The organism is Anaerolinea thermolimosa (assembly GCF_001050195.2).
Taxonomy (GTDB): domain Bacteria; phylum Chloroflexota; class Anaerolineae; order Anaerolineales; family Anaerolineaceae; genus Anaerolinea; species Anaerolinea thermolimosa.
Genome location: NZ_DF967965.1, coordinates 2,205,035 through 2,220,047 on the forward strand (window position 1 = coordinate 2,205,035; position 15,013 = coordinate 2,220,047).

Here is a 15,013-nt window from a genome sequence, read left to right on the forward strand (position 1 = left end):
TTCAACTTTTGGTAAAATGAGGTTCAGGCGCATTCCAGGTGTGCCTCTCTGTTCGTCGGATGTGGGGTGGCTTGCTAACTACCCCACATCCATTTAACCACCTTTTTACCAGCTTTGGAACGATCACGAATGGGTTTCGCTTGCATGGTATAATCCTTGAAATTTGTATTTCTCAAGGAAATCCGTATGCCTAAAGTCCAGATGAGTTGTCCACGCTGCCACCAACCTCTCATTGCTGAAGTGGAGCAGGTTTTTGACCTCGGGGTAGACCCGCAGGCAAAACAGCGACTCCTTTCCGGCCAGGTAAACATTGCCAACTGCCAGAATTGTGGTTATCAGGGACCACTTGCAACCCCCATCGTTTACCACGACCCCGGCAAAGAGCTTCTGCTCACTTATTTTCCTCCTGAACTGGGGCTTTCGGTCAACGAGCAGGAACGGGTCATTGGCCCTTACCTGACCCAAATTACCAACCGTCTCCCTCCTGAGAAACGAAAGGCTTACCTGCTTCGGCCACAATCCATGTTCACTTACCAGACGATGATCGACCGTATCTTGGAAGCAGACGGTATCACCCGTGAAATGATCGAAGCCTCCCAGAAGCGCCTCAACCTGATCCAAAGGCTGCTCATGACCACCCCCTCCTCTCGCAGTGAAATCATTCACCAGGAAGAGGAGTTGATGGATGAATCTTTCTTTCAGATGCTCAACCGGCTGATTGAGGCTTCACTGGCCGGTGGTGACCAGCAAACCGCACAGGCTCTTGCCCAACTCCAGCAGGAAATCCTTCCACAAACGGCAGTCGGTCAGCGGCTGATGAACGAGTCTGCCGAGATGCAAAATGCCATGCGGATGCTCCAGGAAGCCAGCCAGAAAGGCCTCACCCGTGAGGGCCTCCTGGATATCTTCCTGCAGCAAAAAAGTGAACCTGCCCTGGCCACTCTGGTGAGCCTGACACGCTCTGGCCTCGATTACGAATTCTTCGCCATCCTTTCTAAACGCCTCGAAAGTGCCAGTGGAGAAGAAAAACAAAAACTTGCCGACCTGCGCCAGAAATTACTCGACCTCACCGCCGAGATTGATCGCCGAATGAAGGAACGCCTGGAGACCTCCCGGTTGCTCCTCTCAGAACTGCTGGACGCTCCGAATATCGACGAAGCTTTCCAGCAGCATATCGGTGAAATAGATGAGTTTTTTACTGAGGTACTCCAGCAGGAACTTCAGGACGCCCGTCAAAAAGGCGACCTCAACCGCAGTGCTCGCATTCAAAGAATTGTAGAACTCATTCAGCAGGCTTCAGCTCCCCCGGCTGAATTCGCCTTCATCGAGGAACTGCTGAGTGCCCAGAGTGAGGCTGATCGCCGTCGCCTCATGGAAACCAATCAGGAAAAAATTACCCCTGATTTTCTCCAGATGCTTAACGGGCTGGTTGCCCAGCTAGAGGCAGAAAACCAGAACGAAATGGCCACCCAGCTGCAAAGTATCTACCGGCAGGCGCTTCGGTATTCCATGGAAATGAATCTTAACCAGTAAGTCAAAAGCCGATTACGGCGTATTTTCTAACCGGAGGCCGTGGCCGCGAACCGTGACAATATAGGCATGATCAGGGTCGGCATCAGCCAGACGATCGCGTAAGCGCCGAACCAGAGCATCGAAAGCCTGCTCGGTCACCCCCGCGGCCTCCTTTTCTCCCCAAACTTCCTCAATCAATTCCTGACGCGAAACCACCTGCCCCCTTCGCCGCTCCAGCGCCTGTAATAGCCGAAACTGCTGTGCAGAGAGCGGGGGATGGATTTCTTTTCCGTGAACCCATACCCGCCGGGAGCGGACATCCAGCCTCAAACCTTCAGAGGGCTTTTCCCCGGGGAGAAAGCCACTTTCCAGAGGCATGGTGGCATCAGAATTGAGAAACGCGAAGTGCTGGATCATGGCGATCAGAATCACGTCACCATCCTGCAGGACCACCGGATCCGAGACGCGTTCACCATTCCAGTACGTCCCGTTCTTGCTCCCCAGGTCTTCCAGCAAGACCCCCTGCCCGGTTTTTTGTAACCGCGCATGATACCGAGACACCTGGCGGTCGTTGATGATCAGGTCACAGGCCGGGTCGCGTCCAATGGTCAATGTTTCTTCCACCAGCCAACGTTGTCCCTCCAGCGGGCCTTTTTGCGCCACGAGGATCGGTAATTCCCCCCCACCAGATTGATTCATGTTTCCCTCCGAATTTTCTTGCAGCGGGCTATCTCGATGATTCCCGGATTGGGGGTGGCGATTCTGATTCCATAGCACCATACGGTATAATATAGCAGAGAATCGGACTTTTGTTAACCTTGGGATATGTGGCTGCAATGCCATCAGCGGTAAATCGCCGACTTCCAACCGCTCCATCGCCAGGGAGATCACAAGGACAGGAATTGGATTGAGCCGGGAGTAGAACCCGGCCATGGGAGACGTATGCCATTACCCATTAAAACCGGCGAGGTACTCCGCGGGCGCTACAAGATTCGCCGCGTCATCGGTCAGGGAGGCATGGGGTGCATCTACCTGGCAGATGATTTACGCCTCGAAGGTCGTAATTGCGCATTGAAAGAAGTGGAATACGATCGCAGTTTACCCGCCGATCTTTTACGGGAGGCACGCGATCAATTTCTGCGCGAGGCCACAGTTCTGGCCCGCTTAGATCACCCAAACCTGCCCAAAGTATCCGACTTCTTCTCCATCAGCAGCCGCGACTACCTGGTCATGGATTATGTGCCCGGAAAGGACCTCCGTACCCTGATTCTCGAAAATCGCCAGGCGGGCACTTTCCTGGATGAGGAGGAGGTGCTTTTCTGGGCCAGTCAGCTCTGCGACGCCCTCGAATATCTCCATGGACAAAACCCGCCCATCCTCCACCGCGATATCAAGCCCAGCAACCTTAAGCTCACCCCAAGCGGTTTGATTAAACTGGTAGACTTTGGGCTGGTAAAATTGGCCGCCCCCGGCGAAGTGACCATTACCGTTTTACAGGGACAGGGAACCGCTTTGTATACCCCCCTGGAGCAATACGGGGGCGACAGCGGCCACACCGATGTTCGTTCCGATATCTATGCCTTTGGCGCCACACTCTACCACCTGCTGACCAATCACCCACCCGTTGACGCCCGTGAAAGATTCCTCAACCCTGCCAGCCTGATCTCTCCCAGGCAGGTCAACCCCTCACTGTCTCCCCGAATTGAACGGGCGATCCTCTGGGCCATGGCTCTCCACCCCGATGAACGCCCGGCCGACATCCGCCAGTTCCGTTCAGCCCTGCTGGGAGATGTTGAACCCATCTCCCGCCCGGTGCCACGTATTGTCCGATCCAGTACCCGATTCTGGAAACGTCAACCAGAACAGGCCCTTCTCATTGCCTCTGCCGGACTGCTCTTCTTGAGTTTCCTGGCCACACTAGCCCGATAAGCCCCTTCAACGGGCCGGGTGAGCACTCCGCTCAGCCAGCCACTGCCAGAACCACCCTACCGCTCCTCCCAGCAAGGCTCCACAAAGCGTAAACAAAACGGCCATCGATTGCGTTCCCTGAGAGAAAACCCTCTCACTGCCGGGTAAATGAAGCGCCAGATAGTTGTAAGCCAGCAGGCTGCCGATCAACACGCACAGACTCCAACGAATACCCCAGCGAATTCCTCCCAGGAGCGTTCCCAGCCAGTAACCCAGAGCAGCCCCCCCGAGAGAAATGGCCATCGCTACCACCCAATCACCCAGGGTTGGGTGAGGGGGCAGTGGGGGCATGGGAGTAGGAGTCGCCGTTGGCACAGGAGTTTCGGTAGGAGTGGGGGTGACGGTTTCTGTGGGAACAGCGGTAGGCACAATGGCCGTAATGGCGGCTGCCTCTGCGCCCGATATATTGATCTGCAATTTGTCTGATCGCAACGCCGGATCACTGTTAACACTGATCTCAAGCAAACCGCTCCGCTCAATCCGATAGCTTGCCCGGGCCACCCCCCCGACTGTGACTGTGTCTACGGTTTGCGCCAACCCCGATTCCCCCCCCGTGGCGAAAAGAAAACGAACCGGGGTGCCATCAGGAACCGGATGCCGGTTATGGTCAAAAATGACCCCGGTTTTCAAGGATATGGTATCTCCTACTTTGAAGGTCGGCACAGGTGTTGGCTCTGATGTTTCTTCGGGAGAAGGTGGAGGAGCTTCAGGCAGATCAACCATTAACGGAATCACCTGATCAGGATTGGGGCTGGTTGCCCGAATCAAATCATACCCAACCCCTGGAATGGACACCGGAGATGCTCCCCCTGGGGTAATTTCCTGGAAGAGAATCTGAGCCGCCACCAGGATAAAAGCCGGAGCCTTGGAATACAGCGCATAATACGCCGTAATTTTAGAAAGATCCGTCGCGTCCAGATAATACGGCGCGTTGAATGCAAAAACAATGACCCGTTTGTTTCTTAACAAATCGGAACGTTCAGAAAGCAACTTTTTCAGCGCCTGAGATTCAGGACGATCTGGTGAATGGTCAAGCGCACCGACCACAATCCAATCTGCCAGTTTCAGGTCATTTTCAATCGGCGAAGCCTCTTCCAGCTGATTCAAATAACGCCAGAGATCCGTAAACGAGTACGAAGTCAGATAATTTCTTGAAACCTGCCCCCCCGAAAGAGGCCCATACAACCTCACCACCGCCGATTGTAAAGCATCTACAGCAATCATCGGGCGGTCAGTACAGGCAGCGCACTGCCGGGCAACCACACTATCTGTGATGAAAACGATCCTTTCATTAAGCTGGGGAGGGCGCGGAAGAACATTCGGGAGTTCCTCACTGTCAGGGCTGATCAGGGTCACTGCCTGGCTGGCCACTTCGTACGTCAGCTGTTGCGATTGTCCAATCGAAGACAGTGCGCCGTCCGATGGCACCACCTGCTGGAAATCGAACTCGGGATACAACTTATATTTCAGCGTGAGGATACGCTCCACCGAAGCATCTACCCGCTGGGCAAAGGAAGGATCTTCCCGGTACTTTTGGGCAAAGAATTCCAGGGTGCGTTTGAGCGTGGTGGTCATGTCTTCGTCACCGCTGGAGATAAAATCGTCCACGTAAAGCAAATCATTCCCCGCCAGAAAAGCATCGCGAGCCACCAGACGTGCATCAAAACGGTTGCCGGTTGGGTCAAAGAACTTGCGGATGGCCGGGCTACCCAGGTTATCACTCACCAACACCCCGCCCCGTTGACGCCACGGCACAAGCTCCGTAAGTGAAAGAATTTCATTGAGCGCTGATCGATCAAAACTCACCGGCAGTGTGGATTGACGAATGTTTCGTTGCAAACCCTGATACCGAATGTGCGAGAGGAGCAGCCCATCCGCGATGGCCAGTGGATCATTCTGGACATTGGTCACCGCAAAAAAGGGCGCGAGATCGATCAGCTTCAACTGCTCAAAGGTCTTTCGAATGGTGGCAATCTCAGCCTCCGGGGGACGGTCAGACCCACCCTGGCCAGGGAAATGCTTGGCGATGACAGCCATGTGGTTTTGTGATCCCTCGTGCAAACCGGCCAGGTACGCCTTTCCCATTTCACTGACCCAGTATGGGTCTCCGCCAAAAGTTCGCACCCCAAGATTTTCTCCCCCGGCAATATACATCACATCCAGCACATCCAGAGAAGGCCCCAGGTAAAAGTTGAAACCGAGCGCCGATAGTTCGCTCCCCATCACACTTCCTACCCGGCGAGCAAGATCCTTATTCCAGGTAGCCCCGATGGACATCAGGTCCGGCAGAGGAGTGAGGCCGCTTAAAATTTGATCGTTCGGGTAAAGATCACCTTCCTGAGAAATTCCAATAAACAATGGAATGTATACCGGAGCTGTTGGGTCAGCATCCGGGGCATCCCGGCTGGTTTCGTACTTCACCTGCTGGAGGGTCGAAATTAACTGATGCGTACCCTGAAGAATATCTTCCTGATCGGAAAAATTGTTGTTCTTGCGCAGCAAAACAACCCCACCGACGTGATAGCGGCTGATTAATTCATAAACCGGAGTGGTCTCGCCAACTTTCGAACCCGTAAATGTGATCAGGAACAGCTGCCCCACCCGTTCTTCCGGGGTCATATTCGCAAGTAAAGCCTGAGCTTTTTGCTGGGGGTTGGCACTGGCAGGCAGAACCGAACCCTGGCTGGCATGCATCGGGATCATACCCAGCATCAACAGCATGGTTAACACAGTATAAATTCGTATCAGGCGACTTCGCTTCATGAAACCAGCCAACCAGGCCCTCAACAGGGATAACCCATTCTACCATGCCTCCCTTTCCCACCAACAGGGAGTTTCCCCCTCTGCCTGACGATGAAAAGATCAGGCAGTTGCAAGTGCCTGCCGGGCTGTGGGTGGATCATCCGTGATCAGTCCATCCACACCGTCTTTGACCAGACGGAGCATATCTTCCAGTTCGTTCACTGTCCACACATTCACCCTTCGGTTATAGGTGTGCTGGCGAGCCACGTACCTGGCGGTAGTATCGGTAAAGTACGGATGAACAAACCAGGGAGAGACCTGGCGCATCCACCCGGCACGCGCCCACCACCCGGCTCGCCCGGGCAACGCCAGGATCGCCGTGGGTACTTGCGGAAGCAGGCGCCGTGCCCGAATTAAATTCAACGGATGGAAAGAGGAAAAAAGAACGCGTTCTTCTAAATTGTATTTTTTTACCAGAGCGGCCACTTTCTCTACCAGAGCGTCTCCCGGAGAAGTGTAGTTGGTCAATTCCACATTGATCAACACGTGCTCCCCCACTGCCTCAAAAACCTCGGCCAGTGTCGGGATGGACTCTCCCTTAAATTGAGTTGAGAAAAAGCTCCCGGCATCGAGAGACTTCAACTGCCCGAGCGAGAGCTGGCGCACCTCACCCCGAAAGCCGGTCGTTCGATCAGTGGTGGGGTCATGAATCACCACCACTTCACCATCAGCACTCAGTTTGGCATCCAGTTCTACAGCATCAGCGCCCTGCTCAGCAGCCAGGCGAAATGCCGCCAGTGTGTTTTCCGGAGCATATCGAGAAGCGCCTCGATGGGCAATCACCAGTGGACGTTGTGATAACAGGAATCCGTTCATAGATCCACAAAGAAGGAACGCGCTGCCCGGTCGATTAACTCGCGGCTCATGGCCGGTTCGACATTCAAATACTGGGCAATATCCAGAATCTGATCACATAAATCACGGGGATGAGATGCGCGTAATTTACGATCTGGCTTGATATACCATTCCTGCAACAGGTAAGCCAACCCCTGGTCACTGTAGGTTACCCCTTTGGCCGCCGCCACCCGCCGGAAAATTTCCCGATACTCCTCATAGGTTGGATCCACAATCTCAATCTTGTGGCGTAAACGGCGAAGAAAGGCTTCATCCACCAGGTCTTTCGGCGGCAGATTGGTAGAAAAGACCACCAGCACGTCAAAAGGAATCTCAATCTTCCGCCCTGTGTGCAGGGTCAGGTAGTCGATACGATTTTCGAGAGGCACAATCCAACGGTTGAGCAAATCTCGAGGGCGAACCATTTGGCGGCCAAAATCGTCGATGAGCAAAATTCCGCCATTCGCCTTCACCTGGAATGGCGCTTCATAATATTTCAAGGTGTCATCAAAGACCAGGTCAAGCCCTGCCAGGGTTAACTCGCCGCCAGTTACAATAAACGGGCGGCGGATGCGCACCCAACGCGTATCCCGACGTGACCCTGCTCGCAGAGAACTGGTTCCCCCGTGTGTACCTTCATCCTCTTCTGCCAGGGTGTGGTTCACAGAGTCATATAATTTAATCACCTGCCCATCCACATAAATGGCATAGGGAATGAAAATGGACTGGGTTTGAATCATACTGCCGATCGCCCGCGCCACACTGGTCTTCCCGTTGCCGGGCGGGCCATAGAGGAAAATCGAGGTGCCAGAATTAACCGCCGGGCCAAGGTTTTGAAAAGTGGTCTCCGAAAGCACCAGGTTCGAGAGCACCTGACGCATCATCCGATTCGTGACTGTCATGCGCGTCCGGGCCTGTTTACGGATGGAATCGACATAAACATTCAAAGGCACCGGGGCGGGCCCGGCATACTGACTGCGTTCCAGGGCTTCACGTGCCCGGGCGATCCCTGCCCCGGTAATCGCGTACAGGTAAGCCCCCTCCCCAAGCCCCATCTGTGAGGAGCGAACTTCAATCAATTTCTCACGTTTCAGAGCTTCAAGAATCTGGTCAACTACCCCGGAAAACGGTAAAGCCACTTCCTCGGCAATTTTGTAGCCAGTCAGATAGCCCTGAAAGTACATTACCTTTAAAACCAGGTCCTGCAACCACAACGGTGAAAGCCCCGTATCCTCCAGGTTCATTAATGGCGGCGGTGTAAAAGGAACAGACGCGGATGGAGCGGGTGCAATCGCACCTGTAGCAGGTTTTCCGGTTGTACGAGCCGGAGCATTGGTCATGACTCACCTCCATCTCTGGTCATGAAATAAACAATAAAGGACAGCCACTTTGGTCGCAAAATATTGGATTAGATCGTTTCACAAATTGGATAGCCCAGAAAGAATTATAGCACGCAGCGACCCTTGGCCAACGGATACAGGCATTTCAAATCTGCAAAGTGGCATTTCTTTCTCGATTTAGGAAAAATTTTTAGGGCAACTACCCTCCGAAAAAAGTTTATCCTGTATAATTCCCCCCATGGAACTCACCGTGATCATCCCTGTATACAACGAAATTAAAACCATCGCCGAGATCATCCGAAGGGTTGAGGCAACCGGAGTCGTACGGGAGATCGTCATCGTGGATGATGGCTCCACAGACGGTACCCGGGAATTCCTCGCCACCCTGCATGACCGCCCCCACATTCGAGTCATCTATCACGAACGCAACCAGGGGAAGGGTGCGGCTGTCCGAACGGGTATTCAGGCGGCAAAGGGAGAATGGCTCATCATTCAAGACGCCGATCTGGAATACGACCCGCGCGATTTTCCAGCCCTCATGCAACCGGCGGAAGAGGGAATTGCCGACGTGGTCTTCGGATCCCGTTTCCTCGGCGCCGGGCGCCGCCCCATCCTCTTCTGGAATATGGTAGCCAACAAGATCCTCACCTTTTTAACCAATGTGTTGTACAACAATATCCTGACGGATATGGAAACCGGCTACAAGCTCTTCCGTCGCGACATTGCCCTCAACATGCCTCTGCATGCACGCGGCTTTGAGTTTGAGCCTGAGTTCACTGCAAAATTACTCAAGCGGCATGTCAGAATCTACGAAGTACCCATCCGATTTAACCCCCGGGAATACTCGGAAGGGAAAAAAATAAAGATGAAAGACGCCTTCATTGCCGTCTGGGCACTTTTAAAATATCGCTTCGTTGACTGACCAAAATTTGTCAAAAAAGGGGGGATCCCCCCTTTTTTGATTAGCCTTCCGCAGGGCGCAGATCGCGAATATGCAATTGGAGGGAAGTGCGCCCATTATATTCGTTCCGCTGGTATTGATATAGGATATCCACCCGTTCAGGCATCTGTTCAGCCCAGAAACCCATCCCAAATCCAATAGCATCATAAGTGATCCAGCCATCGGTAAGCGTCATTTTCAAATGACTCTGGTCACTCCCGATGCGTCTTGCTGAAGCCACCTTCAATCCCCGGGTAACAAAAGCCACACCAGGGTTCCCCTGACCGGTGGGTTCCAGCTGATCCAGCAGTGGTAACAAATCAGGACGCAAATCGCGTAAAGGAATTTCTACATCGAATCGTAAAACAGGGACGAGTTCCTGACCGGCCAATCTTTCCCGGGCAACCTCCGTCAGGCGCTCTCTGAGGGCGGGAATATTTTCATTGCGCACAGTAAAACCTGCTGCCAGAGAGTGCCCCCCGTGCCGTACCAATAAATCGCGGCAGGCATCCAGCGCCTGCGTGATATGAAACTCCGGAATGGATCGGCAGGAAGCGCGCGTGACTTCTGCTTCCACCTGCCCAACCACTGCAGGGCGATAGAAAGCCTCCACCAGTTTGGAAGCCGTCAGGCCAACCACCCCGGCGTTGAAGTCTGGAGAGAAAGCAAAAAGAAGCGTGTCTTGCTCTTCGGTTTCTGCTATGCGCACCGCCTCTTCCTGCATACGGCGTGTCAATTCCTGCCGTTCACGATTCTGTCGGTCGAGTTTCTGTGCCAGGCGGCCAGCTTCTTCCACCTCCCGTGTCATCAAGAGGCGAAGCGCATCCAGAGCCGATTCCAAACGGCCAGACGCATTCAACCGCGGTCCAAGTTTAAAGCCCACATCGCCAACGTTAAGCTGGCTTAAGTTAATCCCCGCTACTCCCGCCAGAGAAACAATTCCCTGCCGGGCTCGTTGCCTCAATTGCTCCATTCCGCGGTGTACCAGCACGCGGTTCTCGCCCCTCAGCGGCACAATATCTGCAATGGTTCCAAGGGCTACCAGTTCCAGCCAGTCATCTGCCCGGTGATCAGCATGTGGGCGCGCTTCAAACAATCCCTGGGCAATCTTGTAAGCCAACCCCACACCCGAAAGATCATCTTCCGGGTAGGGATCATCCTCTCGCTTGGGGCAAATTACTGCCAGGGCTTCGGGAAGTTCCCTGGCCGGGTGGTGATGGTCACTGATGATCAGGTCCATCCCCAGAGTGTGAGCAAATTCTGCCTCTCGTGGTGAGCGGATTCCACAATCCACGGTCACCACCACGCTCACTCCTTCTACCGCCAGCTTTGCCAGTGCATCCTGGTTCAAGCCATACCCTTCATCGAAGCGATTGGGGATATACGGGCGTGCATCTGCCCCAAAACAACGGAGCACCTCAACCAGGAGAGCTGTGGCTGTCACCCCATCCACATCATAATCGCCGTAAACTGCAATGGCCTCTTTTCTGTCAATCGCCCTGAGCAGGCGTTCCACGGCCTGTTGGAGATCCCGAAGCTGGAATGGATCACCCAATTCACCTGAAACCATCAGATACCGGCTGGCAGAACCCGCATCCAGAATCCCGCGGTTATAGAGAATCTGTTGAACAACCGGCGGATACATCGCCAGGGCCTCTTTCACCTCATCCGGCACCGCCGAATATCCCTTCCACCGCTTCTGTTGGGCAGGCAGGATCATCGATACACCCTCGGAACACGTGCTCCCAGCCCGCAAACCACTTCGTAACCAATCGTCCCCCATTGCCGGGCAATTTCTTCTGCGCTGATCATTTCCTCCCCTTCACGGCCGATTAAAATGACTTCATCCCCGATTCTGGCGTCTTGCACCTCGTCAAGCTGTACCAGGCATTGATCCATGCATACTGCTCCGACTACCGGAACTCGTTTCCCGCGCACCAGAACCTGGTTTCCCGCCACCCGCCTGAAACCATCCGCATAACCCACGGTTACCACGCCAATACGTTCTTCGCGGGTGGTGAAATACTGGTAGTTATAGCTCAAACCGTGTCCAGGCGGAAACATTTTGACCGATGCCAGGCGGGCCTTCCAGCACAGGGCAGGACGAAAACCCGACGGCAGGGGAGCAGTGGGAGAGGGTTGTAACCCGTATACGGCAATACCCGGGCGCACCAGATTATAACGCGCCTGCGGAAACAGGATGGTGGCCGCAGAATTCGCTGCATGCACCAGTGGTGGGCGTAACCCGGCCGCGTTGAGCCCCTGCAAAAGCTCGTCAAACACTGCCAGCTGTTTCAATGTGGTGGGTTTTTGAGGTTCGTCAGCTTCTGCAAAATGGGTAAAGACCCCTTCTACTTGAACATGAGGTAAACCTTTTAACCAGTGGATGAATTCCACACCGTCTTTCGGCGAATGCCCTAACCGGCCCATGCCTGTATCGAACTTGGCATGAACATATAAAGGGCTCCCTGCATTCTTCGCCCCAGCAGCATAAGCCTCAGCGACCATACGATCGTATACCGCCAGCCGCACTCCCTGATTTGCCGCTTCGCACGCCCTTTCCGGTTCGGTATACCCTAAAACAACAGGAGTGGCTGGAATCCCCGCCTGCACAAGGGTCAAAGCCTCATCGATCCTTGCCACCCCCAGCCAGGTAGCTCCTCCTTCAACCGCCGCACGACTGGCCTCAACCAGTCCGTGCCCATACGCATTGGCCTTGACTACCGCCATCACCTGAACACCGGTGATCTGAAGCAACCGCCTCACATTTTGCCGGATGGCCTCAAGGTCCACTTCTATCCAGTTGGTTTGTCCATTGGAAGGCATGGGCAAAATTATACTTTGATTTAGCCAGTGGGCGGTTACAAAAAAGCAGTTATAATTCCAGCCAATGCCTGCATTTAACTTTGATTTACTTACCACCAGTGGAAAGGCCCGCGCTGGCGTCTTCCATACCCCTCATGGTGACCTACCGACACCCATTTTCGCCCCGGTAGGCACCCAGGCTACGGTCAAAGCCCTCACTCCGGCTCAACTCGAAGAAGTGGGAGCGGTGCTGGTTCTTTCCAATACCTATCACCTCTACTTACGCCCCGGAGCCGAACTGGTTGAGGCCATGGGGGGGCTCCACCAGTTCATGCAATGGCCACATCCCATCCTGACCGATTCCGGGGGGTTTCAGGTCTTCTCGCTGGCACAAATGCGCCAGATTGATGAAGACGGCGTCACTTTTAAAAGCCATATCGACGGCTCCATGCATCGCTTTACCCCTGAAGTTTCGATTCAAGTGCAGGAAAAACTCGGCGCCGACATCATCATGGCTTTTGACGAATGTGCCCCACCTTATGATCGGGCTTACAACGAACAGGCGGTTGCCCGCACCCATGCCTGGGCAGAACGTTGTCTACGGGCTAAAACCCGCAGTGATCAGGCACTCTTTGGTATTGTACAGGGTGGGGTGTTTCCAGACCTCCGAGAACACTCGGCGGAGTACCTTTCCAGCCTGGGTTTTCCTGGCTATGCCATCGGCGGACTTTCAGTTGGAGAAACCAAAGCTGAAATGCACGCCATGCTCGAGCTTGTCAATGACATTCTTCCGGCAGATAAACCACGTTACCTCATGGGAGTTGGCTCACCCGAAGATCTGATCCACGCCATTGCCCGCGGGGTAGATATTTTCGATTGTGTCTTACCCACCCGCCTGGCCCGTCATGCCGCTGCTATAACCTTCCGGGGAAGGCTGAACCTCATCAATGCTGTCTTCGCGCGCGATCCTGCTCCCATCGATGAGCAATGCACCTGCTACACCTGCCGCCACTTTTCTCGCGCCTACCTGAGGCACTTATTTGTGGCCAGAGAAATGCTCGCCTCCACCCTGCTTTCGATTCATAACATTCACTCCCTGCTCGAGCTGGTGCGGCAGGCACGCCAGGCCATCCTCGAACAACGTTATGCCGACTTCGCCGATCAATTCCTCGCCAGCTACCAACCTCGAGTCACCCGGAATCCATCTCCACAACTACGGAAACAACCATGAGCCTTCTACAAGCCATCCTGCTCGGTATCATTCAGGGCCTGACGGAATTTCTGCCCATCTCCAGCTCGGCACACCTGGTGATTGCTCCATTTCTTTTGAACTGGCAACTCGACCCGCAGATCACCTTCACCTTTGATGTTCTGGTACAGAATGGCACTCTGGTGGCAGTGGTAATTTACTTCTGGAAAGATCTCTGGGCCATCCTCCGCGCCTTTGTTCTGGGATTGATTCACAGGCAGCCTTTTACCGACCCTGACTCGCGGCTGGGCTGGTTCATTCTGCTGGCAAGCCTTCCAGCAGGCATTCTGGGAATATCCATAAAACCGCTGGTTGAGGCCGCTTTCAATTCAATTCTGGCAACGGGTTTGTTCCTGGGCGTTACGGCCGTCCTCTTGCTCGTGGCCGAGTGGCTGGGCAGGCGGAATCGCCCGCTGGAATCCATCCGCTGGCTCGATGCACTGGTGATGGGCTTCTTCCAGGCACTGGCCATCTTTCCCGGGATTTCTCGCTCCGGAGCTACCATCAGCGGCGGGATGCTGTGCAATCTCAATCGCCGGGCTGCAGCGCGGTTTTCTTTTCTCATGTCCGTTCCCATCATGCTCGCGGCTGGCGGACTGGAAACGCTCGACGCTCTGAAGGTTCCCGGTAGTACCCACTTTCTCTTGCCCATTCTTGCCGGTTTCATTGCAGCAGCTATTACAGGATATCTGGCCATTCACTGGCTGCTGGGATATCTCCAAAAACACCCTTTGAGATGGTTTGCCATCTATTGCCTGGTAGCGGGCGGGCTAACCATCGCAGTATACTTCCTGCGTGGATAAATTCCTTCCTTTACGATTGAGGGTGCTTCATTTTGTCCTTCGAGAAGTTCCTGCTCTTCTTGGGGCCCTCGGAATAGCCGCCTGTGGGTCGCTCCCGACTCCGCTTCCCCCTCCGCCCACCGAATGGATTCGGCTACAGATCAGCCCGACGCTGGCCAATCAAACAGAGCTCTTCTCCACCTGCACTCCCCCGGGCTTTGGGCTGGCAGTACAACAGGCCGGGGGTGTTTCCTTCACCGCAGGGCAAACCGATCTCATCTTACAATGGGGCGCTCCTGAACCTGTCTCCGGCTTCGCCAGCATCCTCGGCACAGATTCCCTCACAGTGGTTGTTCACCCGGATAACCCCGCGACCAGTCTCTCCCTGGACGCCCTGTTGACCACTTACGCCGGGAAGCTCCCTGCCTGGGATTGGGATTACCTCGGCCAAAACCCTGCCCCCCTGACGGCCTATGCCTATTCACCAACCCTGGACATCCAGCGAATCTTTAACTCAGCCTGGCCAACAGCACCCTCCTCCCTTAACCGCGAGGTAGTGCTGGTGCCAGGCCCTGCCGAAATGCGCACCACCATTGCCACGGATCGAAGCGCCCTGGGGTTCCTCCCCAGCACCTGGGTTGATTCTTCCGTAAAGCCCATCCGCATTGATCCCACCCCACCTTCCTGGCAAAAGCAACCCATTCTTGCCATCAGCGCATTGGAACCCCAGGATGCCTCACGTGCATTTCTCCTCTGTGTGCAGCAAGGGATGGAACCCTGA

Annotated in this window: 12 protein-coding genes; 6 read left to right on the top strand and 6 right to left on the bottom strand. The window is 54.5% G+C overall.

What is annotated here, in order from left to right:
- Positions 1-186 precede the first annotated feature (186 nt).
- On the top strand, positions 187-1,533 hold the full coding sequence (locus tag ATHL_RS10025; protein ID WP_062193023.1) for a CpXC domain-containing protein: 1,347 nt from the start codon (positions 187-189) through the stop codon (positions 1,531-1,533).
- 12 nt (positions 1,534-1,545) lie between these two features.
- Here the strand turns inward: ATHL_RS10025 and ATHL_RS10030 are convergent, their stop codons facing one another.
- The gene (locus tag ATHL_RS10030) at positions 1,546-2,211 is read right to left on the bottom strand and encodes an FHA domain-containing protein (RefSeq protein ID WP_062193025.1); all 666 of its coding nucleotides are present in this window, start codon (positions 2,209-2,211) and stop codon (positions 1,546-1,548) included.
- A gap of 243 nt (positions 2,212-2,454) precedes the next feature.
- Here ATHL_RS10030 and ATHL_RS10035 point away from each other — a divergent pair, with 243 nt between their 5' ends.
- Complete coding sequence (locus tag ATHL_RS10035) at positions 2,455-3,441, top strand: serine/threonine protein kinase (RefSeq protein ID WP_062193028.1); 987 nt, start codon at positions 2,455-2,457, stop codon at positions 3,439-3,441.
- A gap of 6 nt (positions 3,442-3,447) precedes the next feature.
- Here ATHL_RS10035 and ATHL_RS10040 read toward each other — a convergent pair whose 3' ends face one another.
- The 3 genes from ATHL_RS10040 to ATHL_RS10050 form a co-directional block, all read right to left on the bottom strand.
- Positions 3,448-6,243 carry a glycoside hydrolase family 3 N-terminal domain-containing protein gene (locus ATHL_RS10040; protein ID WP_062193031.1) on the bottom strand — a complete coding sequence of 932 codons (2,796 nt, stop codon included), beginning with the start codon at positions 6,241-6,243 and terminating at the stop codon, positions 3,448-3,450.
- 99 nt (positions 6,244-6,342) lie between these two features.
- Complete coding sequence (locus tag ATHL_RS10045) at positions 6,343-7,098, bottom strand: glycerophosphodiester phosphodiesterase (protein ID WP_062193033.1); 756 nt, start codon at positions 7,096-7,098, stop codon at positions 6,343-6,345.
- Entirely contained in the window at positions 7,095-8,456 is a 1,362-nt protein-coding gene (locus ATHL_RS10050) for an AAA family ATPase (protein WP_062193036.1), read from the bottom strand. Before ATHL_RS10050 ends, ATHL_RS10045 begins: the two co-directional genes overlap by 4 nt.
- A gap of 238 nt (positions 8,457-8,694) precedes the next feature.
- Here ATHL_RS10050 and ATHL_RS10055 point away from each other — a divergent pair, with 238 nt between their 5' ends.
- Positions 8,695-9,378, top strand: a complete 684-nt coding sequence (locus tag ATHL_RS10055) for a glycosyltransferase family 2 protein (protein ID WP_062193038.1) — start codon at positions 8,695-8,697, stop codon at positions 9,376-9,378.
- Positions 9,379-9,418: 40 nt separating this feature from the next.
- Here ATHL_RS10055 and recJ read toward each other — a convergent pair whose 3' ends face one another.
- Complete coding sequence (recJ, locus tag ATHL_RS10060) at positions 9,419-11,116, bottom strand: single-stranded-DNA-specific exonuclease RecJ (protein ID WP_062193041.1); 1,698 nt, start codon at positions 11,114-11,116, stop codon at positions 9,419-9,421.
- The gene (alr, locus tag ATHL_RS10065; protein ID WP_062193044.1) at positions 11,113-12,222 is read right to left on the bottom strand and encodes an alanine racemase; all 1,110 of its coding nucleotides are present in this window, start codon (positions 12,220-12,222) and stop codon (positions 11,113-11,115) included. The genes recJ and alr overlap by 4 nt, the downstream gene beginning before the upstream one ends.
- A gap of 64 nt (positions 12,223-12,286) precedes the next feature.
- On the opposite strand from alr, the gene tgt reads away from it, so the two are divergent.
- Genes tgt through ATHL_RS10080 form a run of 3 tightly spaced genes read left to right on the top strand, consistent with a single transcriptional unit; the run spans position 12,287 to position 15,013 of the window.
- Positions 12,287-13,432, top strand: coding sequence for a tRNA guanosine(34) transglycosylase Tgt (gene tgt / locus ATHL_RS10070; RefSeq protein WP_062193046.1), 1,146 nt, complete (start codon positions 12,287-12,289; stop codon positions 13,430-13,432).
- Positions 13,429-14,253 carry an undecaprenyl-diphosphatase UppP gene (gene uppP / locus ATHL_RS10075; protein ID WP_062193050.1) on the top strand — a complete coding sequence of 275 codons (825 nt, stop codon included), beginning with the start codon at positions 13,429-13,431 and terminating at the stop codon, positions 14,251-14,253. Before tgt ends, uppP begins: the two co-directional genes overlap by 4 nt.
- Complete coding sequence (locus ATHL_RS10080; RefSeq protein WP_162787666.1) at positions 14,246-15,013, top strand: type 2 periplasmic-binding domain-containing protein; 768 nt, start codon at positions 14,246-14,248, stop codon at positions 15,011-15,013. The genes uppP and ATHL_RS10080 overlap by 8 nt, the downstream gene beginning before the upstream one ends.

What these genes read in the sequence shown, in the direction of transcription:
- ATHL_RS10045 (WP_062193033.1), bottom strand. Translation starts at nt 7,098, where the DNA reads ATGAACGGATTCCTGTTATCACAACGTCCACTGGTGATTGCCCATCGA.
- ATHL_RS10050 (WP_062193036.1), bottom strand. Translation starts at nt 8,456, where the DNA reads ATGACCAATGCTCCGGCTCGTACAACCGGAAAACCTGCTACAGGTGCG.
- ATHL_RS10025 (WP_062193023.1), top strand. Translation starts at nt 187, where the DNA reads ATGCCTAAAGTCCAGATGAGTTGTCCACGCTGCCACCAACCTCTCATT.
- ATHL_RS10055 (WP_062193038.1), top strand. Translation starts at nt 8,695, where the DNA reads ATGGAACTCACCGTGATCATCCCTGTATACAACGAAATTAAAACCATC.
- alr (WP_062193044.1), bottom strand. Translation starts at nt 12,222, where the DNA reads ATGCCTTCCAATGGACAAACCAACTGGATAGAAGTGGACCTTGAGGCC.
- recJ (WP_062193041.1), bottom strand. Translation starts at nt 11,116, where the DNA reads ATGATCCTGCCTGCCCAACAGAAGCGGTGGAAGGGATATTCGGCGGTG.
- ATHL_RS10035 (WP_062193028.1), top strand. Translation starts at nt 2,455, where the DNA reads ATGCCATTACCCATTAAAACCGGCGAGGTACTCCGCGGGCGCTACAAG.
- tgt (WP_062193046.1), top strand. Translation starts at nt 12,287, where the DNA reads ATGCCTGCATTTAACTTTGATTTACTTACCACCAGTGGAAAGGCCCGC.
- ATHL_RS10030 (WP_062193025.1), bottom strand. Translation starts at nt 2,211, where the DNA reads ATGAATCAATCTGGTGGGGGGGAATTACCGATCCTCGTGGCGCAAAAA.
- ATHL_RS10040 (WP_062193031.1), bottom strand. Translation starts at nt 6,243, where the DNA reads ATGAAGCGAAGTCGCCTGATACGAATTTATACTGTGTTAACCATGCTG.
- uppP (WP_062193050.1), top strand. Translation starts at nt 13,429, where the DNA reads ATGAGCCTTCTACAAGCCATCCTGCTCGGTATCATTCAGGGCCTGACG.